Annotated in this window: 19 protein-coding genes; 12 read left to right on the top strand and 7 right to left on the bottom strand. The window is 49.0% G+C overall.

Annotation, left to right across the window (positions count from 1 at the left end; genetic code table 11):
- Positions 1-9: 9 nt before the first annotated feature.
- Both QZ311_RS00820 and QZ311_RS00825 read left to right on the top strand, forming a co-directional pair.
- Positions 10-2,004: an oligopeptide transporter, OPT family gene (locus QZ311_RS00820; RefSeq protein WP_297062859.1), complete on the top strand. Its 1,995-nt coding sequence runs from the start codon at positions 10-12 to the stop codon at positions 2,002-2,004.
- Between the two features lie 16 nt (positions 2,005-2,020).
- Positions 2,021-3,316 carry an MATE family efflux transporter gene (locus QZ311_RS00825; protein WP_297062862.1) on the top strand — a complete coding sequence of 432 codons (1,296 nt, stop codon included), beginning with the start codon at positions 2,021-2,023 and terminating at the stop codon, positions 3,314-3,316.
- 87 nt (positions 3,317-3,403) lie between these two features.
- Here QZ311_RS00825 and QZ311_RS00830 read toward each other — a convergent pair whose 3' ends face one another.
- Both QZ311_RS00830 and nfo read right to left on the bottom strand, forming a co-directional pair.
- Positions 3,404-4,735: an SLC45 family MFS transporter gene (locus tag QZ311_RS00830; protein ID WP_297063046.1), complete on the bottom strand. Its 1,332-nt coding sequence runs from the start codon at positions 4,733-4,735 to the stop codon at positions 3,404-3,406.
- 142 nt (positions 4,736-4,877) lie between these two features.
- Positions 4,878-5,720, bottom strand: coding sequence for a deoxyribonuclease IV (gene nfo / locus QZ311_RS00835; RefSeq protein WP_297062864.1), 843 nt, complete (start codon positions 5,718-5,720; stop codon positions 4,878-4,880).
- Between the two features lie 106 nt (positions 5,721-5,826).
- Here nfo and hisS point away from each other — a divergent pair, with 106 nt between their 5' ends.
- From hisS to QZ311_RS00850, 3 genes are all read left to right on the top strand, one after another.
- Positions 5,827-7,188 (top strand): histidine--tRNA ligase, encoded by a 1,362-nt coding sequence (gene hisS, locus QZ311_RS00840; RefSeq protein ID WP_297062866.1) that lies wholly within the window; start codon positions 5,827-5,829, stop codon positions 7,186-7,188.
- Positions 7,189-7,330: 142 nt separating this feature from the next.
- The gene (locus QZ311_RS00845; protein WP_297063047.1) at positions 7,331-8,074 is read left to right on the top strand and encodes an ABC transporter permease; all 744 of its coding nucleotides are present in this window, start codon (positions 7,331-7,333) and stop codon (positions 8,072-8,074) included.
- A complete protein-coding gene (locus QZ311_RS00850) occupies positions 8,071-8,850 on the top strand; it encodes an ATP-binding cassette domain-containing protein (RefSeq protein WP_297062868.1) in 780 nt (259 codons plus the stop codon). The genes QZ311_RS00845 and QZ311_RS00850 overlap by 4 nt, the downstream gene beginning before the upstream one ends.
- Positions 8,851-8,880: 30 nt before the next feature.
- Here the strand turns inward: QZ311_RS00850 and nrdG are convergent, their stop codons facing one another.
- The 4 genes from nrdG to QZ311_RS00870 all read right to left on the bottom strand — a co-directional run bounded on the left by nrdG (position 8,881) and on the right by QZ311_RS00870 (position 12,798).
- Positions 8,881-9,357, bottom strand: coding sequence for an anaerobic ribonucleoside-triphosphate reductase activating protein (nrdG, locus tag QZ311_RS00855; RefSeq protein ID WP_297062870.1), 477 nt, complete (start codon positions 9,355-9,357; stop codon positions 8,881-8,883).
- A gap of 33 nt (positions 9,358-9,390) precedes the next feature.
- The gene (locus QZ311_RS00860) at positions 9,391-11,598 is read right to left on the bottom strand and encodes an anaerobic ribonucleoside triphosphate reductase (RefSeq protein ID WP_297062872.1); all 2,208 of its coding nucleotides are present in this window, start codon (positions 11,596-11,598) and stop codon (positions 9,391-9,393) included.
- A gap of 237 nt (positions 11,599-11,835) precedes the next feature.
- A complete protein-coding gene (locus tag QZ311_RS00865; RefSeq protein ID WP_297062875.1) occupies positions 11,836-12,480 on the bottom strand; it encodes an HAD family hydrolase in 645 nt (214 codons plus the stop codon).
- A 21-nt stretch (positions 12,481-12,501) separates the two neighbouring features.
- Entirely contained in the window at positions 12,502-12,798 is a 297-nt protein-coding gene (locus QZ311_RS00870; RefSeq protein WP_297062877.1) for a Dabb family protein, read from the bottom strand.
- A gap of 197 nt (positions 12,799-12,995) precedes the next feature.
- Between QZ311_RS00870 and murB the strand changes: the two genes are divergently transcribed.
- The 6 genes from murB to QZ311_RS00900 all read left to right on the top strand — a co-directional run bounded on the left by murB (position 12,996) and on the right by QZ311_RS00900 (position 20,430).
- On the top strand, positions 12,996-14,021 hold the full coding sequence (gene murB / locus QZ311_RS00875) for a UDP-N-acetylmuramate dehydrogenase (protein WP_297062880.1): 1,026 nt from the start codon (positions 12,996-12,998) through the stop codon (positions 14,019-14,021).
- An 80-nt stretch (positions 14,022-14,101) separates the two neighbouring features.
- Entirely contained in the window at positions 14,102-15,412 is a 1,311-nt protein-coding gene (gene murA / locus QZ311_RS00880) for a UDP-N-acetylglucosamine 1-carboxyvinyltransferase (protein WP_297062882.1), read from the top strand.
- 103 nt (positions 15,413-15,515) lie between these two features.
- On the top strand, positions 15,516-17,723 hold the full coding sequence (locus QZ311_RS00885) for a RelA/SpoT family protein (protein ID WP_297062885.1): 2,208 nt from the start codon (positions 15,516-15,518) through the stop codon (positions 17,721-17,723).
- Entirely contained in the window at positions 17,704-18,558 is an 855-nt protein-coding gene (locus tag QZ311_RS00890; RefSeq protein WP_297062887.1) for a hypothetical protein, read from the top strand. The genes QZ311_RS00885 and QZ311_RS00890 overlap by 20 nt, the downstream gene beginning before the upstream one ends.
- A gap of 19 nt (positions 18,559-18,577) precedes the next feature.
- A complete protein-coding gene (locus QZ311_RS00895) occupies positions 18,578-19,975 on the top strand; it encodes a YihY/virulence factor BrkB family protein (protein WP_297062889.1) in 1,398 nt (465 codons plus the stop codon).
- A gap of 77 nt (positions 19,976-20,052) precedes the next feature.
- Positions 20,053-20,430, top strand: coding sequence for a RidA family protein (locus tag QZ311_RS00900; protein ID WP_297062892.1), 378 nt, complete (start codon positions 20,053-20,055; stop codon positions 20,428-20,430).
- 181 nt (positions 20,431-20,611) lie between these two features.
- On the opposite strand, the gene QZ311_RS00905 is transcribed toward QZ311_RS00900, so the two are convergent.
- Complete coding sequence (locus tag QZ311_RS00905) at positions 20,612-22,165, bottom strand: Do family serine endopeptidase (RefSeq protein ID WP_297062894.1); 1,554 nt, start codon at positions 22,163-22,165, stop codon at positions 20,612-20,614.
- Positions 22,166-22,435: 270 nt separating this feature from the next.
- On the opposite strand from QZ311_RS00905, the gene QZ311_RS00910 reads away from it, so the two are divergent.
- Positions 22,436-23,449 carry an NlpC/P60 family protein gene (locus tag QZ311_RS00910; protein WP_297062896.1) on the top strand — a complete coding sequence of 338 codons (1,014 nt, stop codon included), beginning with the start codon at positions 22,436-22,438 and terminating at the stop codon, positions 23,447-23,449.
- Positions 23,450-23,475: the final 26 nt, after the last annotated feature.

A 23,475-nucleotide genomic window follows, 5' to 3' on the forward strand; every position in this document is an offset into this window, starting at 1 on the left:
TCAATTATAATGGCAGACAATAGAGAAGCTAAAGAAATCTACATGGAGGCCGATCCGCTCGAACTTCCCGAAAACGCATTCCGCGAACTTGGGAATGATGAAGAGTATCGCCCTATCATGCATCCTGCCCGCGATTATGCCGAAGTCACCCCTTATTCGGTGACAATGGGTCTCGTGCTCGCAGTCATATTCAGTGCGGCAGCCGCCTATCTCGGACTCAAGGTCGGACAGGTGTTTGAAGCCGCAATCCCCATCGCCATCATTGCAGTCGGACTTTCCGGTGCATTGAAGAAGCAGAATCCGCTTGGTCAGAACGTGATTATTCAGAGCATCGGAGCATGTTCAGGCGTGATTGTCGCAGGAGCGATATTCACACTCCCTGCCCTCTATATCCTTCAGGCGAAATACCCTGAAATCACAGTCAACTTCCTCCAGATTTTCCTGAGTTCGCTTCTCGGAGGTATTCTTGGCATACTTTTCTTCATTCCTTTCCGTAAATATTTCGTTAAGGACATGCACGGAAAGTATCCTTTCCCGGAAGCGACAGCCACCACACAGGTGCTTGCAAGCGGTATCGCAAAAGCATCAGCTAAAAACGACGGACAGGCCAAAACACTTGTCATTGCCTCACTTATCGGTGGCATCTACGACTATGTCGTGGAGACTTTCGGCTGGTGGGCCGGCGTGCTTAACACTGCTGTGACAAGCTGGGGACAGACTCTTGCCGAGAAAACCAAACTCGTGGTCAGCTGTAATACCGGCGCTGCAGTGCTCGGTCTCGGCTACATCATCGGTCTCAACTACGCCTTCATCATCTTTGCCGGGTCGGTATTCGTATGGTGGGTGCTCATCCCTATGCTCGGGACATATGGAAGCTCTGAGATTACAGCGATGTCGCCAGAAGCCATCTTTGCTGATTATGCCCGTCTCATCGGCATCGGCGGAATCGCAATGGCCGGTATCATCGGCATAGTAAAATCATGGAGTATAATCCAAAGTGCGGTAGGTCTTGCAGGACGCGAGCTCAAAGGGAAAGCCGACAGCTCTTCGACAGTGCGCTGGCAGAGCGATATTTCAATGAAACATATCGTCTTTTTCGTTTCCATCGCACTGGTCGCAGTACTCCTGTTCTTCTGGATTGGCGTCATCAACACATTCTGGCAGGCACTTGTCGCATGGCTTGTAGTCACACTCATCGCCTTCCTTTTCACCACAGTTGCTGCCAACGCAATTGCTATCGTAGGCTCAAACCCCGTATCGGGTATGACACTCATGACCCTCATTATCGCGTCGGCCATCTTTGTCGGCATCGGACTGAGCGGTTCATCGGGCATTGTGGCTTCAATGGTCATCGGTGGTGTAGTCTGCACAGCGCTTTCGATGGCCGGTGGTTTTGTCACTGACCTAAAAGTCGGCTACTGGCTCGGCTCAACACCCAAGAAACAGGAGAGCTGGAAGTTCCTCGGCACACTTGTTTCAGCCGCAACCGTAGGCGGAGTGATTCTTCTTTTGAATCAAGTCTACGGGTTCACCGGCGAAAACGCTCTTGTCGCACCTCAGGCCAATGCTATGGCTAAAGTCATCGAGCCTCTCATGATGGGTGGTGACACTCCGTGGATTCTTTATATGGTAGGTGCGATACTTGCACTCCTGCTCAATTGGCTCGGTGTCCCGGCACTGGCGTTCTGCCTTGGCATGTTCATTCCCCTACAGCTCAACACTCCACTCCTCGTCGGCGGTGCTATCGCATGGTTTGTCGGAAGCCGTTCGAAGGACAAAGCAACCAACGATGCACGTCGCGACCGTGGCACGCTCATTTCGTCAGGCCTCATCGCAGGTGGCGCGCTATTCGGAGTGTTTGCAGCCCTGACCCGCTTCCTCGGTTTTGAATATCACAATCCGATGGATGCAATCACCATACAATGGGCCGGACTCGCAGTCTATGCACTGCTTATCATCTATCTCATCCGAGAATCAATGAAAGCCAAGACTCTTAAAGACTGACTTCCGACACATAGTCATGAACAAGATTAATCGTGAAATACTGTCAATCGCAGTACCCTCGATAATCACCAACATCACCACACCACTGCTCGCGCTGATGGATGTGGTGATTGTTGGTCATATGGGGAGTGCCGCCTACATTGCCGCCATAGCTGTCGGAGGGACAATCTTCAACATGCTCTATTGGCTTTTTGCGTTTCTACGCATGGGCACAAGCGGACTGACGGCGCAAGCACATGGGGCTGCCGACAAGGATTCGTGTGACCTTGTGCTCGCACGCGGACTTCTTGTCGCATTTGCAGCTTCAATCATCATGCTCATCTGTAGAAATCTAATTCTATCGTTTGCAAACGGAATTCTTGAAGTAAAAAGCGACATCGGAATCATTGTCCACGAATATTTCTCAATCCTGATATGGGGCGCACCGGCCTATCTTGGGACATTCGTACTTACAGGATGGTTTCTCGGACTGAAAAATGCCAAAGCCCCAATGTGGGTATCTTTCATAATAAATCTGTCGAACATCGCAATAAGCCTCTTTCTCGTATTCGTGCTCGGGATGAAAGTAAAAGGAGTGGCCTTTGGCACGCTAAGCGCTCAGTGGATCGGATTTATAATCGGGATTTCAATCGCATTCCTCAAATACCGTCCGAAATTTCCATCTATCGATTCGCTCATCCGCACCGCTGAATTAAAACGATTTTTCTCGGTCAATGTCGACATCCTTTTCCGCACCCTATGTCTGATTGCTGTAACCGTATGGTTTACGCGAGTGGGGTCGACTCAAGGGACAGTCATACTTGCCGTCAACACCCTGCTCATGCAATTCTTCATACTGTTCTCTTATTTCATGGACGGATTTGCATTTGCCGGGGAATCGCTATGCGGTAATTCAATCGGCAAACGCGACATTGCGGAACTTAACCATACAATCAAAGCCCTTTTCCGATGGAGCATCATAATGGTGATTGTATTCACAGTCCTATATGCCGCCGGAGGCGAATGGATCATGACACTTCTGAGTGATGATAAAGATGTCATATTATCATCAAAAGAATTCTTTGCTTGGGTAATCGCCATTCCGGCGGTCGGATTTGCAGCCTTCACATGGGACGGCATCTTCATCGGAGCTACACGGACACGCGAAATGCTGATTTCTATCGCTATAGCAACAATAGTATATTTCGCCCTTTATTCCGCACTTTTCAAAATGTTCGGCAATCATGGTCTGTGGATTGCTTTTCTCGCCTACCTTTTCTCTCGAGGCCTGATGCTGACATTACTACGCCACAAGCTGGTCAAGGCCAAATAAATCAAACATCAACAAAAGACTAAAAGCCCCACACTGTCGAACTTTACGACAATGTGGGGTTTCAATCTTAGTTATAGTGTGTGTTTCTTATCCTTTTACAGCTTCATCCTGAGCTTCCGGGTAGGTTTCCTTTACAAATGTCACGCATATTGCGCCGATTACGAGAAATACACCTGCAAGTACAAGCATGCTGACCTGACGGCCTCCGAGAAGCGCGAGAATCACTCCGCCTAAGGCTGCCGCACAAATCTGCGGCACACAGATTGTGCCATTGAAAAGGCCAAGGTAAGTTCCCATATTCTTGCCTGAAATAGAATTGGTAAGAATAGTGAACGGAAGAGCAAGCATCGCAGCCCATGCGCAACCGACGAGAAGGAACGAGATGAAAAGAACAAATTTATCGGTAATGAATAATGTCGAGATAAAACCTACAGCGCCGAGAAGCAGGCTAAGTGCGTAAACCACCTTATGATTCTTGAAACGCGGAATGACTATAGCCCAAAGCACCGAACCGACGGCCTGCACGGCAAACAGAACGCCAACCCAGTTACCGGCAGTCTGGTATGCTTCAGTCTCAGTGTCGGTTGTTCCCCAGACAGTATCGGCAATCGCACCGGGAATGTAAGTCCACATGTAAAGGAAAGCAGCCCAGCAGAAGAACTGAACCAGACCTACAGTCCAGAATGTTTTCGGAGCATGGCGCAGGAGATGAAGCATACCGCTTTTCTCCTCCTTCTGCGCTTCGGTGATGCCATGATATTCGGCATATTCCTTTGGAGGCATCTCACGGATGGTAGCGAAACTGTAGATGACACACAGAATCAACACAGCCGCACCTATATAGAATGAATAAGTGACCGCATCGGGCACTTGGCCGGTCGGAGCAAGATTGCTCACACCGATAGCAGTCAAAGTAATCGGTGCAAGATAACCGACAAGGCTACCGGCATTGCAAAGGAAACTCTGAATCGAATATGCGAGACCCTTCTGGCGCTCGTTGACCTGATCGCCGACCAGCATCTTGAAGGGCTGCATCGCCATGTTGATTGAAGTGTCAAGAAACATGAGTGCAATGAAACCGAAAATCATTGCGCCACCGACCGTCAGGCCGAAGCTACCGGCATTAGGAAGCAGACACATCACAACGACCGCTACGGCCGCACCGAGAAGCAGGTAGGGCAATCGACGTCCGAGCCTGTTCCATGTACGGTCACTCGCAGCCCCGACAAGCGGCTGCACAAGAATTCCCATCAGAGGAGGGAGAATCCAGAAGAAGCTGAGTGAGTGTGGGTCTGCGCCCAGAGTCGCGAAAATACGCGATATGTTGGCGCTTTGCAATGCATATGCAATCTGCACACCAAAAAAGCCGAAACTCAGATTCCAGAGTTTCATAAAACTTTGATCCGGTTTATTCTTCACCATAATTAATAAGTCTGTAAGTATTTGATATAATCTGTTATTGAATATTTTTCCCTTTTATGTATCGGCCGGGGCTAAAGATACCTGTCCGTCGGTCTTCTCAATCTATCATTCGGTCTTCTCAATCTATCATTCGGTCTTCTCAGTCTATCATGGCATAGAGCTGCTCGATTTCATGCGCCCAGATTTCTTCGTTAGGAGTTTCAAGAATCAGTGGCATATTGTCCATACGAGGGTCATTCATAAGGCGATGCCAGAACCATTCGTTAAGATTTCCGGTCAGTATAGAAGCATGCCTGTCAACTTTTGAGCCAAGCGATTTCATGGTATCGTTCAGGTGCATTCCACAAAGATAACTCATGCCGATAATTCTGTCAAATTCATTCCAAGTACGGTCATAGGCCTCATCATCAACCAGATCATAGCCTGCTGTATAAGCATGACACGTGTCCACACAGACCCCGATGCGGGTCTTGTCCTCGACCTTGTCGATGATATGGGCAATCTGTTCGAAAGTATGCCCGAGATTGCTACCCTGTCCTGCCGTATTCTCAATCACCGCCTTCACACCTGAAGTCTCGTCAAGTATGCGGTTGAGCGATTCGGCTATCAGATCAAGGCAAGCATCCGTAGCAATTTCGCGCAGATGAGACCCCGGATGAAAATTAAGCATCGTCAGTCCAAGCTGCTCACATCGGCGCATTTCGTCAAGAAATGCCTCGCGCGATTTTGCAAGCTTGTCGCTGTCAGGAGACCCGAGATTAATCAGAAAACTGTCATGGGGAAGTATGACATCAGGAGTATAGCCAAATCTGGCACAATTCTCCTTAAAAGCATCTGCTTCCTTGGCTGAAATAGCCTTGGAAGTCCATCTGGAGGGATTGCGGGTAAAAAGCGCAAAAGATTTTGCTCCGATAAGATGTGCATTGAGTGGAGCACGGCTGACACCTTGCTCCACCGAGACATGAGCCCCGATGTATTTCATTGGTTAAGTATGATTACGCATTAAATTTTCGCAAATTTACTAAATTTCGCTATCTTTGCAAAAATTTTAGGCTAACATTTATAATCCTAATTCATAATTCTAAATTATGGCTCAGAAACCCTCAATACCCAAAGGTACACGTGACTTTACACCGGCCGAGATGGCTCGCCGCAATTATATATTCGATACAATCAGAAGTGTGTTCCATCTGTTCGGATTTCAGCAGATAGAGACTCCTGCAATGGAAAATCTCTCGACCCTTATGGGCAAGTATGGCGAAGAGGGCGATAAGCTTCTTTTTAAGATTCTGAATTCAGGAGATTTTCTGCGCGGAGTAGACCCCGGACTGATTGCATCGGGCGACTGTCCGAAACTTGCGCCAAAACTTTGTGAGAAAGGTCTCCGCTACGACCTTACAGTGCCATTCGCACGTTTTGTCGTCATGCACCGCAACGACCTGTCTTTCCCCTTCAAACGCTTCCAGATTCAGCCGGTATGGCGTGCGGACCGTCCGCAAAAGGGACGTTACCGCGAATTCTACCAGTGTGACGCTGATGTCGTAGGCTCTGACTCACTGTTGAATGAAATCGAGCTGATACAGATGATTGACGAAGTTTTTGCCCGTCTCGGCATCCGAACCACCATCAAGCTCAACAACCGCAAGGTGCTCGCCGGAATCGCAGAACTCGTCGGCGAGCCTGAAAAGATTGTCGACATCACGGTAGCAATCGACAAGATTGACAAAATAGGTCTTGACAACGTCAAAGCCGAACTTTCGGAACGTGGCCTCAGCAACGAAGCCATCGACCGCATAACCCCTATCATCACGCTTTCGGGCTCAAACGATGAACGACTCGCACAACTGTCACAGCTTCTTGCCGACAGCGAGACCGGCCTCAAAGGTGTAGCCGAACTGCGCGAGGTCATGGACGGTTCCAAAGCACTCGGACTTCGCTCCGAACTTGAACTCGACGTGAGTCTCGCACGAGGTCTCAACTACTACACCGGAACAATCATCGAGGTCAAAGCCCGCGATGTCGAAATCGGCAGCATCACCGGTGGCGGACGCTACGACAACCTCACAGGAGTGTTCGGCCTTCCGGGTGTGTCAGGTGTCGGCATCTCATTTGGCGCCGACCGAATTTATGATGTGCTCAACACGCTCAACCTCTATCCCGAGGACATCGCAGGTGCGGCAAAAGTGATGTTCACCAATTTCGGTCCTGCCGAGGCAGCCAAGTCTCTCGAAGTCATCAAACAGTTGCGCGCCAACGGCATTTCAGCTGAAATCTATCCTGACAACGCCAAGATGAAAAAACAGATGGGACGTGCCGATGCGCTCGGAATTCCTTTCGTTGCCATTATAGGCGAAAGCGAACTTGCCGACGGATATGTCACACTCAAAAACATGACATCCGGCGAGCAGAACCGAATGAGCGTCGAAGAACTCATCAAGGCTCTCGCCTAACCGTCAAATTACATAAAACAGCCATCAGACTATCTGATATTACCTAAAAGTTGGCCAAATGGCCAACTTTTGAACTTCTTTTGGCAAGAAATGGTTAATTTTGTCAGAGGAATCAATACTTCATACAACCATCGGTATGCTTATATCCGACTCACTGACAACATTCGGCAAATATTGCCTGTTCATAAACAAGGTCTTCTCCATTCCTGACAAATGGAAGACCTTCTTCAAGCGCACATTTTTTGAAATCACCAAACTCGGTGTCGATTCAATCCCGCTTGTAATAGTCATATCATTATTTATCGGAGCTGTAATCACCATACAGATGCAGCTCAACATTGTCTCTCCGCTTGTCCCTTCCTATTCGACAGGCCTTGCGACACGCGAAATCATCCTATTGGAATTTTCCAATTCCATCCTTTGCCTTATCCTCGCCGGCAAAGTCGGCTCAAATATCGCATCGGAGATAGGCACGATGCGCGTCACCGAGCAGATTGACGCTCTCGATATAATGGGTGTCAACTCCGCCAATTTCCTTGTACTGCCCAAAATCATCGGTTTTCTGATTTACATGCCGGTACTTGTGGTATTCTGCATCTTCACATCATTTCTCGGAGGTGTATTGATTTCGATCTTTACCGCAATCATTCCGCTTAACAGATTCATCTATGGTCTCCAGACCATGTTCTCGGAGTGGTATGTATGGTACGGCCTCATCAAATCATTGTTTTTTTCATTCATCATCACTTCCGTCGCAGCCTTCTACGGCTACTTTGTCAAAGGCGGCGCGCTTGAAGTCGGCAAGGCATCAACCAATGCCGTTGTCGCATCAAGTATCCTTATCCTTCTTCTCGACGTGGTGCTGACAAAACTCCTGCTACAATGATCGAAGTTAAAAATATCACAAAATCTTTCGACGGCAAAACTATCCTCCACGATGTTTCAGCCTCTTTCCAGACAGGAAAGACCAACCTGATTATCGGACAGAGCGGTTCAGGAAAGACTGTCCTCGTAAAATCACTCGTAGGATTGCTGCGCCCCGAAAAAGGTGAAATCCTCTATGACGGACGCGACATCCTGAAGATGGACCAGAGCCAGATGAAAGAACTGCGCAAGGAAATCGGCATGCTGTTTCAAGGCTCGGCTCTTTTCGACTCGGAGACTGTGCTTGGAAATGTGATGTTCCCGCTCACCATGTTCACAAACATGACCTATGGGGAAATCAAAGACAGAGCGCAGTTCTGCCTTGAACGTGTAAACCTGAAAGGCGCTGACAAGAAATATCCATCGGAGATTTCAGGCGGTATGCAGAAACGCGTCGCAATTGCCAGAGCCATCGCTTTGAATCCGAAATATCTTTTTTGCGACGAACCAAACTCCGGCCTCGACCCGAGAACGTCGATACTCATCGATGAACTCCTCAGCGACATCACGCATGAGTACAACATCACAACCATAATCAACACTCACGACATGAACTCGGTGCTCGGTATCGGCGAGAATATAATCTTCCTCAACAAAGGACACCGCGAATGGGTCGGCGATATGCACGAGATATACCAGACTACCAACGAAGCTCTCAACGAGTTCGTTTTTGCCAACGACCTGTTTCAAAAAGTAAGAGCCTACGTGCTTTCAAACGAAACGACACGTAAGCCCTGAAGTCATTAAGAAGTCCAAGACATCAACTTTTCACCACTCCCATTCGACCACCGAACCGGGAGTGCTTTTTTTTATGTCTACCAGACGCTGGTTAGCCGAACCTCGAAACAGCAGATGCACGTCGCGCTGCGCTTCGACAAACGGACCGTCGACAAGGACATCGACATATTCAAGAAGCCGACGCATATCCTGATGCTCCATGACAGCTTCATACAGGAATCCGGTGTAACACCATATAGTCTTACCGGAATCTTTTATCCTTCTGACTAAGGGCAGCAACTCTCCTGCCCTGTACATCGGATCGCCTCCGGAGAGTGTCACATCAAAACCATTCTCATCCACTATGGCCATGATTTCGTCAATTGACATTTCACGGCCTCCGGCAAAGTCCCATGACTGCGGATTGTGGCATCCGGGGCACTGGTGACCACACCCGGCAAAATATATCGACGTACGAAGTCCGGGGCCGTCAACTGACGTCCCCGGAACTATATCAAGTATTCTCATCGCGTTTGAGAGCCTAACAATGTTTCAATAAAATTACTTATGAACGATGCGGTCTTTAAGTTCGGCAAGCTTCGCATTGTTCCAGCGGTCAGTCGTACCGACAAGATAACCGGTTATTCGCTGAAGGCAGTCGATATTGTGACTGTGGCAATTGGGACATTCCTCAAGATTCTCCTGCGCATCCTCATATCCGCAGTCCATGCAGCGGTTGCGGTTATGGTTTACCGAAGCATAGCCGATGTTGTGTCGGTCCATCAGGTCGACGATGTCAGAGATTGCTTTGGGATTATGGGTAGCGTCGCCATCGACCTCCACATAGAATATATGGCCTCCACGTGTCAACTCATGATAGGGAGCTTCAATCTTTGCCTTATGACACGGAGAGCAATGGTAGTAGACAGGGACATGATTGGAATTTGTGTAGTAAATCTTGTCGGTAATTCCCGGTATCACGCCGAAGGTCTTACGGTCACGTGATGTGAATTTTCCTGACAGACCCTCAGCAGGAGTGGCGAGCACAGAGAAATTATGCTGATATTTCTCGCTATATTCATTGGCACGGTCACGCATATGCTCCACAATTCTCAATCCAAGCTGCTGAGCCTCTTCGCTCTCGCCATGATGCTTACCGACAAGAGCGATAAGACACTCGGCGAGACCGATGAAACCTATGCCGAGAGTGCCTTGATTTATCACGCTCTCAATCGTGTCATTCGGGCCAAGTTTCTCAGAACCGTTCCAAAGGCGTGACATAAGCAAGGGGAACTGCTTCACCATTGCGGTTTTCTGGAAATCATAGCGTGCGCAAAGCTGCCGCGCGGTGATGTCGAGAACCTCGTCGAGCTTCTTGAAGAAGCTGGCGATACGTTCATCCTGATCTTCAATGTCCATACATTCGATAGCCATGCGGACAATGTTCATCGTGGAGAAGCTGATGTTGCCACGGCCGATTGAAGTCTTTTCGCCATATCGGTTTTCAAAAACTCGTGTGCGACACCCCATAGTGGCAACCTCATAGTTGTAGCGCAACGGGTCATTGGCATCCCACTTCTCATGCTGATTGAAGGTAGCGTCAAGATTCACGAAATTCGGGAAGAACCGACGAGCCGTGACCTTGCAGGCAAGCTGATAGAGATCATAGTTGCGGTCCTCGGGCAGATAGCTTACGCCACGCTTTTTCTTCCATATCTGAATGGGGAAAATCGCAGTAGCACCATTGCCAACACCTTCGTAGGTTGAATTCAGTAGTTCGCGGATGATGCAACGGCCTTCGGCAGATGTGTCAGTACCGTAATTTATCGAGCTGAACACAACCTGATTGCCACCACGCGAGTGAATGGTGTTCATATTGTGGATGAAGGCCTCCATTGCCTGATGCACACGGCTCACAGTCTGATTGATAGCATGCTGCATCCATCGCGCCTCACCCTGCAGACCATCAAGAGGTTTCTTCAGGTAATCGTCGATTTCGATGTTTTGGAGATGAGAGAGCTCCACCCCGTTGAGGTCTTCAAGCTTCTTGATTTCCTCAATGTACGATGAACGCACGAAAGGTGCGAGATAGAAGTCGAAAGCAGGAATGGCCTGACCTCCGTGCATCTCATTCTGGGCGGTTTCAAGCGATATACAGCCTATGATACTTGCAGTTTCAATGCGTTTTGCCGGACGTGACTCACCGTGGCCTGCGACAAATCCGTATTTCAGGATTCTGTCGAGAGGATGCTGGACACATGTAAGACTCTTGGTCGGATAGTAATCCTTGTCATGAATGTGGAGATAACCGTTCTGGACAGCTTCGCGTGCTTCTTCAGAGAGAAGATAATCGTCGACAAACGGTTTCGTCGTCTCGCTGGCAAACTTCATCATCATGCCTGCCGGCGAATCGGTGTTCATGTTGGCATTCTCACGAGTGATGTCGTTGCTCTTCGCCTCGATGATTTCAAGGAACATGTCGCGTGTCTTGGCTCTACGGGCTATAGAACGCTGATCGCGATATGCAATGTAGCGCTTGGCCACTTCCTTGCGCGGGGAATTCATGAGCTCAAGCTCAACGTTGTCCTGAATCTCTTCAACCGACATCTGTTCGCTGCCGGTCATGCCTATACGATCGGTAATACGCGCAATGAGAGCTTCATCCTCGCCCATTTCTGTTGTGAGCATAGCTTTGCGGATTGCAGCCTTGATTTTTTCTTCATTGTAACCGACGATTCTGCCGTCGCGCTTTACCACAGTCAGTATCATAATCTGTTGTTTTTTGTGAGGGGCTTGAAATATAGATTATTATGTTTTTTCACTCTGTTTTTCGCATTTTTATTGTCTCAAATGCGACGGCAAAGTTACACAGATAAAAACAATAATACAACATTTTTGTTGAATTATTTCAAAACAATAATTTACTTTTTGGAAAACTTTTCAGCAAAACTAAATTCACAAAATATTGAATACCAAATAATTACCCTAGCGATTTGGACAACTTTCTCACACTACACCGTTTTTCAAATCATTAAAATCGAGCAACTCCGTCAACCCGGCGATTGTTTTTTTTGGCAAATTTACAAGTGGCAAGCCACTAAAGTCCTGATCAAAAAGATTTTCCCCGAAAGCACCACCCAACAGGCATACAGTAAGCCATCCGAGACTGTTTCCAACCACAAAATCCTTCTTGGGATTATCACCCACATAAATATATTTTTCATCCGTCCCACCCATCTCCATTATCCGTCTGAACGCTTCACCTGAGAGCTTGTCAGAGCCGACTTCTTCAGAAATGAATATCATTTCCGGAGCTATGAAACGGTAAAGGCCAAGAGCCTTGACCTTGTTGCGCTGAGTGACGCTTCTCCCGTCGGTGACCAACCCAAGCCTGTGGCCACGATTCCGAAGCACAGACAATGTGTAGAGCGACAGCCACGGCAAACGTATGTCCGGGAAATGTCTCCTGTAGATTTCAATCTGGTCGTCAACAGGCAATCCGGTCGAATCAAAAGCCTCACGCGGCGAAGATGCGTGCATCATACGGTCGAGCAGTTTCAATCCATAGCGCCGTGCTATCTCCCTGTATGCCGATCTTACAAATTCCATTTCGGCATACAGGGTGTCATCGAGATCGAAGACTACAGTCATATGGATGCAGCACGGTTTGATTCAGACAAAATAATAGTCCACGCAAGCACGGGCTTCCTTGTGTGGCCCGACAATAGCAGCGGCTGCCAGATGAGCTGGATGATTGGCATAGACAGCCACATCTGCCATCTCAGGGACTACAGCCGTCAGAACCACATCCCAGTCTTCGGCCGGATTTTCATTGATTCCCACTTCCATGGATTTAAGCACATCAATCTGCGACGGAAGCTCAAGCAGGGCACGCTTAAACTGTTCGGCAACCTCGCGACGCACATCAGCGTCGCCTTTTAACTTAAAGCATACTATATGTTTGACCATATTTTCAAGATTACAGTTAAATTCGTTTCTAATTTTCCGGTGTCAAAATTAGCGCTTTTATTCCGAACATCCATATTCTTTCACTGAAAAAAATATTTCCGTTTTATAATTGTGACTGATGAAATTTTCTTAAATTTGTGGAAGAAATCGCATCAGGGCGAAACGCCCGTCTTTAGCATCCAAATCCGCTCCGAACAATGATTACGACAATTGACAATTACGACCTCTCTGACCGCAACACATTTGCAATGAATGTGAAATGCGGGATATTCATGGAATACACCACTGCCGAGGATATCCCATTCCTCCTCTCATCAATCCGTAAAGACATCGACAAGATGCACATCGGAGCCGGGAGCAACATACTTTTCACCAAAGATTATCCCGGCGTGGTGTTACACAGCGCCATTAAAGGCATCCGGATTCTTGGAGAAAACATTGGCAACGTGATTGTCAGAGCCGGAGCCGGAGAGACAATGGACGATTTTGTCAAATGGGCCTGTGACCGCGGGCTGTGGGGCATTGAAAATCTTTCGGGCATTCCGGGAGAGGTCGGTGCATCGGCAGTGCAGAATGTCGGTGCATACGGCACTGAAGCGTGCGATGCGATTGTCGCAGTCCATGCCTATGACGAAGTCGAACATGAGTTCGTCACCTTCACGAATGAGAAATGCAGATACGCCTATCGCGATTCAATCTTCAAAAAACCTGACGCCCGACGACGCTACATCATCCATGCCGTCGACTATGAACTGTCGCCGATATCAGGTCCCAACCTCTCGTATCCGGCGCTACAGAAAATATTTGAAGGACGCGACCGCTCGTCAATCACACCAACAGAAATCCGCAACGCCATAATAGCCACACGGTCATCCAAGCTCCCGAATCCGGCTACTGTACCAAGCGCAGGCAGCTTTTTCAAGAACCCTGTGATAAGCGAAGAATGCTTCAATGCCATTGTTGCAGGTAATCCCGGCATATCTGTCCCGAATTTCCGTGTCGAAGGAGGCTACAAGATACCGGCGGCATGGCTGATAGACCAATGCGGATGGAAAGGATATGGCGAAGGTAATGTCGCCGTATGGCATCTCCAACCACTCGTGATAGTCAACCCGGAGCGAAAGGCATCGCCCGACGAAGTCATCTCCCTCGAAAATAAAATCATCGTCTCAGTGCGCGAAAAGTTCGGCATAACACTTACGCCAGAAGTTGAGCATATCTGAACGCGAACCGTGAACACAAATGGCCCTTCAGGCATTTAGAATATATCTACGTTTCAATTCTTAATTACATCACTCCCGACATGAGCACTTACATTATTGAAGGCGGCCACAGGCTGAGCGGAAGCATCAAGCCTCAAGGAGCCAAAAACGAAGCGCTTGAAGTTATCTGCGCGACTCTTCTCACTTCTGAGCCTGTCACCATCCACAATGTGCCCAATATTCTTGATGTTGTCAACCTGATCAACCTCCTCAAAGCAATGAGGGTAAAAGTCGACAAGCTGAGCGATGACACATATAGATTTCAGGCCGACGATCTCGACGAAGAATACATCTCAAGCGCCGATTTCGTATCGCGCTGCGCATCGCTACGTGGCTCGGTCCTTGTCGTAGGCCCACTGCTCGCGCGTCTCGGACAGGCTTATTTCGCAAAACCGGGAGGCGACAAAATCGGACGCCGGAAAGTCGACACACACATCACGGGGCTGTCAAAGCTCGGCGCGATGATAGCATATAATGAAGAGCGTCAGGCCTACTACCTCGTGACAGTCAATGGACTCAAAGGATGCTACATGCTGCTTGACGAGGCTTCGGTGACAGGCACAGCCAACATCATCATGGCCGCCGCTCTCGCCGAGGGAACGACCACAATCTACAATGCGGCATGCGAACCCTACATCCAGCAATTGTGCAAAATGCTCGTTGGCATGGGCGCATCAATCGAAGGCATCGGCTCTAACCTACTCCATATAACAGGCGTTGAAAAACTCGCAGGAGCCGAGCACACCATTCTGCCCGACATGATTGAAGTCGGCAGTTTCATCGGCATGGCAGCAATCACCCGAAGCGAGCTCACAATAAAAGATGTCAGCTACGACAATCTCGGCATCATACCGGATTCGTTCCGTCGCCTCGGCATCAATCTCGAACGGCGTGGCGACGACATCTACATCCCCTCTCAGGAGCACTACGAAATCGAGACCAATCTCGATGGCTCGATTCCGACTATAGCTGACGCACCATGGCCCGGCCTCACCCCCGACCTATTGTCAGTCATGCTTGTCACAGCCACACAATGCAAAGGCAGTGTGCTGATCCATCAGAAAATGTTTGAAAGCCGACTATTCTTCGTCGACCGCCTTATCGACATGGGCGCCCAAATCATGTTGTGCGACCCGCATCGTGCCGTAGTCATAGGTCTCGACCACAAAATCCCCCTGCGGGCCAACAAGATGCATTCGCCCGACATCCGTGCCGGCATCGCAATGCTACTCGCCGCGATGAGCGCCAAAGGTGTATCCACTATTGACAATATCGACCAGATTGACCGTGGATATCAGGCTATTGACACTCGTCTGAACTCCGTCGGAGCATGTATCTACCGCAGAGACTGATTGCCGGAATGACACCGGAACGAACCGGATGTCGCCTCACGCTTTCTCCGGGCCGGAAATCCGCTCCCTCTTTCTCACCCCTCTTGCACACTTCTTAATCAGAATGGAAAAAACGCCCCGCCCCTCCGATGAGAGGGCATATATCAGAAGCCTTGTCCGCCGTCTGCTTGCCGAAAGCTCAGACGTCGCCAAGGCCGACGATTTCACCATCGTCAAAAAAGCCATAAAAAATGCCTATGCCGACGGGCGACCTGTCAATGACCGCCACGGCATCAACAAAGTGGCACACACACTGGAGACATCCATCGCTCTCTGCGACATGGTGTCGCCTGACCGCAACATGATTATCGCCACACTCATCTACGGACTGTGTGTCGATGATGCCTTATCGCTCGAAAACGTACGTTCTATCTGGGACGAAGACATCGAACGCATGGTCAACGGTCTGTTGAAAGTCTCAACCCTCTATGGAAAGCAAGGTGTGGTCAAGACCGACAACTTCCGCCGTCTGCTCATGACCTTCGCCGAGGACATACGTGTAATCATTATAATGATTGTCGAGCGCCTGACCTTGATGCGGACAATCAACCATCATCCCGACGAAAAATTTGTCACCGACACCGCTTTTGAAGCCAATTATCTCTATGCGCCTCTCGCCCACAGGCTCGGTCTCTATAAAATCAAGAGCGAGCTTGAAGACATGTCGCTCAAATACAGCGCACGTGAGACATATACAAAAATCGCGCGCGAACTCAACGAGACAAAGGTGGCACGCGATGCCTATATCGCCAACTTCATCGCCCCGCTCAAAGAGAAACTCGACGCGACAGGCCTGAAATATGAAATCAAGGGCCGAACCAAGTCAATCTATTCAATCTGGAACAAACTGCGAAAGCAGCAAGTGGAACTATCGGGCATCTACGACCTGTTTGCCATTCGTGTCATCCTCGACGTTCCGCTCGAACGAGAGAAAGCGGATTGCTGGAACGTCTACTCGATTGTCGCCGATATGTACACACCGAATCCCGCGCGCATGAAAGACTGGCTATCCATTCCCAAAAGCAATGGATATGAATCGCTCCACACAACAGTCAAAGGCCCTGACAACAAATGGGTAGAAGTGCAGATTCGCACCAAGCGCATGGATCTCGTAGCCGAAAAGGGACTCGCGGCACACTGGAAATATAAAGGAATAAAAAGCGAAGGAGACCTTGACTCATGGATGAACAACATCCGCGACATACTTGAAACGGCCGACGGCCCGATGGAGCTGATGAAAAATTTCAAGATGGACCTTTACGACAAGGAAGTGTTCGTCTTCACTCCTCGCGGCGACCTCTACCGTCTGCCTCTCGGCGCGACGGTGCTTGATTTCGCTTTCAACATCCATTCCAAACTCGGCTGCACATGCGTCGGTGGCAAGGTCAACGGGCGCAACCGCAAACTGAACTATAAACTTCATTCCGGCGATACCGTAGAAATAACCACCGCTCCCGGGCAAGTCCCCAAGCAGGACTGGCTGTCGTTTGTCGTGACCTCAAAGGCCCGCAACAAAATACGCCAGACCATCAACGAACGAGCCAACCGCTCGGCCGAACTCGGCAAGGAGCTTCTGCAACGCCGATGCAAGAACCGTAAAGTCGAGCTTGAGGAAGGCACGCTCATGCGCACCATCAAAAAAATGGGCTACCGCACGGTCACTGACTTCTACAAGGCAATCGGCGACGAAGTCATTGATGTCAACGATGTCATCACTCAATACGAACTCATCGAGAATGCCGACAAACGTGCGGAGACCGAACGTCGCAGCGCCGAAGAATTCGAACTTCTTGAAAACAACGAACGGGCCAACACTCCTTCTGACGACATACTGATTATCGGCGACAATATCAAAGGAATCAACTACAAGCTGTCGAAATGTTGCAACCCGATTTTCGGTGACGACGTGTTCGGGTTCGTATCAGCCGAAGGTGTAATAAAAATTCACCGCCACGACTGCCCTAACGCCGACCACATCCGCTACAAATATCCCTACCGCGTGATCCGCACCCGATGGTCAGGCAAAGTCGGCAGCCGCTTTGCCGCGACAATCCGCATTGTCGGAAATGACGACATTGAAATCGTCACTAACATCACATCTATTATTAATAAGGAGAAAGATGTCACACTTCGCAATATAACTATCGACTCTTCCGACGGCATTTTCTCCGGATTCATTGTCGTAGGCATCAGCGATACTGCCTCGCTAAACAACCTTATAAAGAAAATCAAAACCGTAAAAGGCGTAAAAGATGTTGAACGTAGTAACTAATAAAAACAGCATTTTCAGACTCTCCGCTATCGCGGGGCTTGCCATCGCATGCTCCTGTGCAGGAAACGGTGACACCCAAAAGGCCTCCGCACTGCTCGAACAGGCTCAACAGGCCTGTGACTCGAAAAATTATGAGAAAGCAATTGCACTGACCGATTCCATAAAGAATACGTATCCTAAAGAAATTGACGTGCGCCGCGAAGCGCTCCACCTGTCGACCAAAGCGACCGAAGGACTGACAATCCAACGGCTACAGCAAGCCGACTCGCTGTCGGCCGTGCTTGCCGTGAGAGGTGATTCCCTCCAACGATTGATGAAATTCGTCAAAAATCCCATCGAGGGCTACTATGTGGCGGCAACGACAGAACCATCAAAATTTTTCGGCACAAACGGTCTTCAGGCCCGTGTAAGTCCCGATGGCGATTTCTATCTCATGTCCTCGCTGAAAGCCAAAAGCATAAAAAGCACATCGGTCGAAGTGAGCGCAGGCGCTGAGAAAGCCGCAACATCGACAGTAGCCCATGACGGCGAGCGCAATGACCGGTCGATGGGAGCAGAAGTCATCACTTTCATGGGCGTGGAATGTGACAGTCTCGGAAAGTTTGTCAGCACACACGCCGGACAGCCGATGACCCTTACATTTATAGGTGCGTCAACCTACTCCATGCCTCTCCCCGAAAAACAAGCCAATGAAATAGCCCTCCTTTACGACTATGCGACCACACTCCGACGCTTCAAGGTAGCGACACTTGAAAAAGAGCGTCTGAGCCGTGCTGTTGAGATTGCAAGAAATCAGGCAGCGCGCACATTCGTTGAAAAGGACAAAGAACAGTAAACCTAACCCCTTTTCCGCCATGACTGAAGAAAAGAAACCCGGCAAATTCGCCTCTTGGATTGAACGCACTAAGGCCCGCACAATCTCTATATGGGAATATTGTGCCGAAGGCGTATGGGAAGACCAACGCAATACTGCAAAAGTCAACATCGTCAAGACCCTCAATCTCACAGTGCGCTCATTCATGAACAGCGATCTTCAGTCGTCGGCGTGCGCCCTTACCTATCGTACCCTGCTTGCCATTGTCCCGGCTTTGGCATTGCTATTCGCAATCGGAAGAGGATTCGGGTTTCAGAATCTCCTTCAGACACAGCTCTACCAGTATTTTCCATCGCAACACCGCGCGCTGGAAATGGCATTCTCATTCGTTGACTCCTGTCTTGCACAGGCTTCTGAAGGAATATTTGTGGGTGTCGGCATTGTCTTCCTGCTCTGGACTCTCATATCGCTGTTGGATTCGGTCGAAAATTCATTCAACAACATCTGGGGAGTGAAAGTCGACCGCCCATTCGCCCGCAAAGTCACCGACTACCTTGCCATATGTATCATACTCCCGGTGCTCATGATATGTTCAGGTGGTCTGCGGATTCTCATGTCAGCCACAATTCAGAAGCTTCTGCCGTTCGACTTTATCGGACCTGTAGTCGGCGATATTCTTGACCTCGTGTCAGTCCTTTTCGGATGCCTGTTCTTTGCAGGGGCCTATATGCTCATACCGAACACAAAAGTCAAATTCCGCAATGCCCTTATAACCGGCACAATCGCAGGAATCGCCTTTCAGGTGCTTCAATGGCTTTTCCTTACAGGTCAGATCTATGTGGCAAAATACAATGCAATCTACGGAAGCTTCTCATTCCTGCCATTGATGTTGATATGGATGCAGTTCTCTTGGCTCATCACACTTGCCGGAGCACTTATATGCCGGTCGTCGCAGGACATATTCCTGTTCTCATTCGAACGGCAGACCAACAAAATCTCAGGTGCATACCGACGCAAAGTGACGCTTGCAATCCTGACAGTCATAATCAAACGGTTCAAAAATGAGGAAGAGCCACTCAACATCGCAGGAATCTCCACTCGGTTTGCCATCCCTCCACGGCTGACAGCTATAGTTGTCAATTTCCTGATCGACTGCAATCTAATCTCACGGCTTGGGCCGAAAAACGGAGAAGACCCGATTGCTGATGCTCCGTTAGTGCCATCAACAAGCCCCGAACACTACTCGCTGGGACATGTCATGAATGTAATCTCCAACCATGGTGAAGATTCATTCCTCCCGACATTCGACACAGACTTCAAGCCGTTGCTTGATCTCTGCGACAGACTCGACTTCGATTTCCGTCAACAGGCATCTTCAGTGCTTTTGGCCGAAATACATCTCCCACTCATCAAGCAGAATAATCCTAAAAACAAATAATACAACAGGATATAGATTACATATCCTATCGAGACAGACTCCTCATTCTTATTAATTTATTTAACATACATCTTATCATGAAAGAAGTAATTTCAACCAGCGCCGCTCCCGGTGCAATCGGACCTTACAGCCAGGCAATCAAAGTAGGAAATATGCTCTACTGCTCAGGACAAATTCCTGTAGATCCCGCAACAGGCACTGTCCCCGAAGGAATCAAGGCTCAGACCGCACAGTCGCTTGCAAACGTAAAGGCCATCCTTGCCGCAGCCGGAGCAAGCATTGAAAACGTTGTGAAGACTACCGTTTTCCTTGCCGACATGAGTCTCTTCGGAGAAATGAACGAAGTATATGCCCAGAACTTCACTGAGCCTTTCCCGGCTCGCTCGGCAGTGGCCGTACGCGAACTCCCGAAGCAGGTTCTTGTGGAAATTGAGGTTATCGCAATCCTCGGATAAATAACCGACACAGCAAAAAAACAGAGGGCCACAGACTTTCCGAAGTCTGTGGCCCTCAATTTTGATGGACAAAAAATAAATGAGGAGTGAGGAGAACTAACCTAAAAGGAGAGAAAAGATTACCAATTATTCAACATAAAAAAGAAGAGAGAGGAGGAAGAGAGGAGAATGCACGAAGGCTTTATTCAACTCCGGAAAGATCCACGGCATAGATGCCTCTTTTGCCTGTCGGATAGACTCCGCGGAGAATCATGACCTTCTCGTCACCGCTACCTTTCATGATAGCCTTGTGAATTTTTTCAACGTCTTCAGGCGAGCTGACGCGGGTGTCATTGATTGAGTAGATTATGAATCCGTTTTTGACACCTGAGTCACGGAAACGCCCGTCGGACAGTCCGGCCACCTGCACACCGTTGCTCAGACCAAGCTGACGAAGCACGGATTCGTCGACCTTTTTGAACGCACATCCGAGGTCTGTGATGTCGCCGGCTTTCGTTATCTGCATGTTGCCCTGAGGATTCCGCAGTGTGACATCGACCGACTTAGTGTTGTTGTCACGGATGTAGGTAACTTTGATTTTATCGCCCGGACGGTGCTTGGCCACCTGCTCCTGAAGCTGTGCGACATTATCCGTGTTGATTCCATTGATCTTGACTATGACATCACCTTTCTGCAAGCCTGCTTCCTTTGCAGAGCTGCGGTCACTGACATCACCGACAAACACACCCTTGGTGACGGCTGTGATGTTGTTTTCCTTAGCGATTTCATTGCTAAGATCCATAATCGAGATTCCGAGTACAGCACGCTGCACGGTTCCGAACTGACGGAGATCGCTGACAATCTTCTTGACGATTGTCGTAGGAATCGCGAACGAATATCCTGCATAGTTGCCTGTCTGACTATAAATTGCGGTGTTGATGCCGATGAGCTCACCGGCGAGATTTACAAGTGCGCCACCGGAATTGCCGGGATTGACGGCAGCATCAGTCTGGATGTACGATTCGATTCCCATGCGTCCGCCGTGGCCCTGCGAACCGATACTGCGGCCTTTAGCCGATACGATACCTGTCGTCACAGTCGATGTAAAACCAAACGGGTTACCGACGGCAAGCACCCACTCACCTACTTTAAGAGCCTCGCTGTCGCCCATCGGTATGACCGGGAGATCCTTAGCATCAATTTTTATCAATGCAAGATCGGTCGACGCATCCGAACCGACAACTGTCGCATCAAATGTACGGTTGTCATTCAATGTCACCTCAAGTCGATCGGCATCATCAATGACATGGTTATTGGTGACTATATAACCGTCGGCGCTTATAATCACACCCGATCCGAGACCCGAAGGCTGCTGCTGACGTGGCTGCTGTTCCTGACGTGGCTGGCTGCGGCGATTTCCACCGGGATTTCCGAAGAAATATTCAAAAAAAGGATCACCGAAGAATCCGCCGTTGCCACTGTTCTGGCTATATCCGCGGGGAGTGGCATAACTTTTTATGGACACAACACCGTTGATAGTGCTTTCAGCAGCAGTCGTGAAATCGGAATGATTGGCAGGCAACTGTGCGACCCTCGTCAGGTGGCCTGACGCCGCACCGCCCTGATCAAACAGTTCGCTGTAGCTCTGGGCTTCTTCATTATTAAGAAGAGTCCGTTTCATTGCAACGGTGGTCACTGCCGAGCTGAGGACAGCAGTACCGGCAGCTAACATGATGATTTTTCCGGATAATTTCATTGGTTGTGAATAATTATGAAATTGTTGTTAATTATTTTTTTGATGAATTAAAGCACTATTTTGTCGGCAATCTGACCGTAGAGATAGCGCCGTGTCTCATGCTTTTTGTTTATTAGACGGCAAAAACCATGCAATGTTACATACGTCTGCCTTGGGTTTAAAATAAATTAAGACCATTTTCGTCCTATTTAAGATATATTTACCCCGACGTCGCCATATATGTTGTTTTGTTAAAACAGATTTGTCAGTTTTTTTCCTTAATTTTGCCCTATGATGTCAAAGAAATCATCCATATTGCTGATTGTAGCTGCCATTGCGTCACTACTCGTGTCATGTGGCAGTTCTAAAAATACAGGAAGTCACACCTACAGGCATGGCGGAAGTGGCGACTCTAAGAATTTCGTGATTCCAAAATCACTTCCGCCACAATCCCACGCGCTCCTGACAGAAGCCAAGAGCTGGCTCGGCACACCTTATAAATATGGTGGCGAAGACAAGCGTGGGGTGGACTGTTCAGGACTCGTGCTTAAAGTCTACAAAAGCGCGCTTGATATCAAGCTTCCCCGCAACTCCGCCGAGCAGGCCGGATATTGCTCTCCGCTACAAAAAAATCAGCTCATGCCGGGCGACCTCATTTTCTTTGCCACATCCGGCTCACGAAAAAAAGTTTCACATGTCGGGATTTATGTCGGTGACGGTAAAATGGTCCATTCGTCCTCGTCGAAAGGTGTCATAGTCAGCAACATCTCCGACGATTATTATGTCAGGACCTATGCAGGCGCAGGCTCTGTCGACAAATACCGTGCAATGGTATCAGGCAAATACACGAAGCAATCTGAAAAGGTGGCAGCACCCCCTGTCGCCGTGAATTCAGGTGAAAACACTCCTGAGCCAAAGAAATCAAAAGCCCCCATTCCCGACCGGACAGCAGCGGCCACACAGAAAAACGATTCCGGGACTGCTGTTGGCGCTATAATCAAGGCCACTCCTGTCGAATCGGACTCATCCGTCACAACGGCAACTCCTGTCGTTAACGACGGTTCAATCACCTACACGCCTGTCACATCCCTGCCACAAAAAGCCGAAAGCCGGACACCGCAGAAATCCGGAGGGACACCTGCGCCTCAAAAGGCCGCTCCCGTGACAGCCACTCCGACACCAAAGGTTAAACCCGTGACCACTTCAAAGACCGAGGGCAAACCAGAGCCAAGTGTTGACCAAGCACGCAAATCGGTGCTCAACTCAATAATCGAGCAAAAAATCGATTCGATCCTCAAGCCCTGACATCAGGATATTCTCATCCAAATTAC

This window comes from uncultured Duncaniella sp. (genome assembly GCF_910578445.1).
In the GTDB taxonomy this organism is placed as follows: Bacteria; Bacteroidota; Bacteroidia; order Bacteroidales; family Muribaculaceae; genus Duncaniella.

What these genes read in the sequence shown, in the direction of transcription:
- QZ311_RS00820 (WP_297062859.1), top strand. Translation starts at nt 10, where the DNA reads ATGGCAGACAATAGAGAAGCTAAAGAAATCTACATGGAGGCCGATCCG.
- QZ311_RS00825 (WP_297062862.1), top strand. Translation starts at nt 2,021, where the DNA reads ATGAACAAGATTAATCGTGAAATACTGTCAATCGCAGTACCCTCGATA.
- nfo (WP_297062864.1), bottom strand. Translation starts at nt 5,720, where the DNA reads ATGAAATACATCGGGGCTCATGTCTCGGTGGAGCAAGGTGTCAGCCGT.
- hisS (WP_297062866.1), top strand. Translation starts at nt 5,827, where the DNA reads ATGGCTCAGAAACCCTCAATACCCAAAGGTACACGTGACTTTACACCG.
- QZ311_RS00850 (WP_297062868.1), top strand. Translation starts at nt 8,071, where the DNA reads ATGATCGAAGTTAAAAATATCACAAAATCTTTCGACGGCAAAACTATC.
- nrdG (WP_297062870.1), bottom strand. Translation starts at nt 9,357, where the DNA reads ATGAGAATACTTGATATAGTTCCGGGGACGTCAGTTGACGGCCCCGGA.
- QZ311_RS00860 (WP_297062872.1), bottom strand. Translation starts at nt 11,598, where the DNA reads ATGATACTGACTGTGGTAAAGCGCGACGGCAGAATCGTCGGTTACAAT.
- QZ311_RS00865 (WP_297062875.1), bottom strand. Translation starts at nt 12,480, where the DNA reads ATGACTGTAGTCTTCGATCTCGATGACACCCTGTATGCCGAAATGGAA.
- QZ311_RS00870 (WP_297062877.1), bottom strand. Translation starts at nt 12,798, where the DNA reads ATGGTCAAACATATAGTATGCTTTAAGTTAAAAGGCGACGCTGATGTG.
- murB (WP_297062880.1), top strand. Translation starts at nt 12,996, where the DNA reads ATGATTACGACAATTGACAATTACGACCTCTCTGACCGCAACACATTT.
- murA (WP_297062882.1), top strand. Translation starts at nt 14,102, where the DNA reads ATGAGCACTTACATTATTGAAGGCGGCCACAGGCTGAGCGGAAGCATC.
- QZ311_RS00885 (WP_297062885.1), top strand. Translation starts at nt 15,516, where the DNA reads ATGGAAAAAACGCCCCGCCCCTCCGATGAGAGGGCATATATCAGAAGC.
- QZ311_RS00890 (WP_297062887.1), top strand. Translation starts at nt 17,704, where the DNA reads ATGTTGAACGTAGTAACTAATAAAAACAGCATTTTCAGACTCTCCGCT.
- QZ311_RS00895 (WP_297062889.1), top strand. Translation starts at nt 18,578, where the DNA reads ATGACTGAAGAAAAGAAACCCGGCAAATTCGCCTCTTGGATTGAACGC.
- QZ311_RS00900 (WP_297062892.1), top strand. Translation starts at nt 20,053, where the DNA reads ATGAAAGAAGTAATTTCAACCAGCGCCGCTCCCGGTGCAATCGGACCT.
- QZ311_RS00905 (WP_297062894.1), bottom strand. Translation starts at nt 22,165, where the DNA reads ATGAAATTATCCGGAAAAATCATCATGTTAGCTGCCGGTACTGCTGTC.
- QZ311_RS00910 (WP_297062896.1), top strand. Translation starts at nt 22,436, where the DNA reads ATGATGTCAAAGAAATCATCCATATTGCTGATTGTAGCTGCCATTGCG.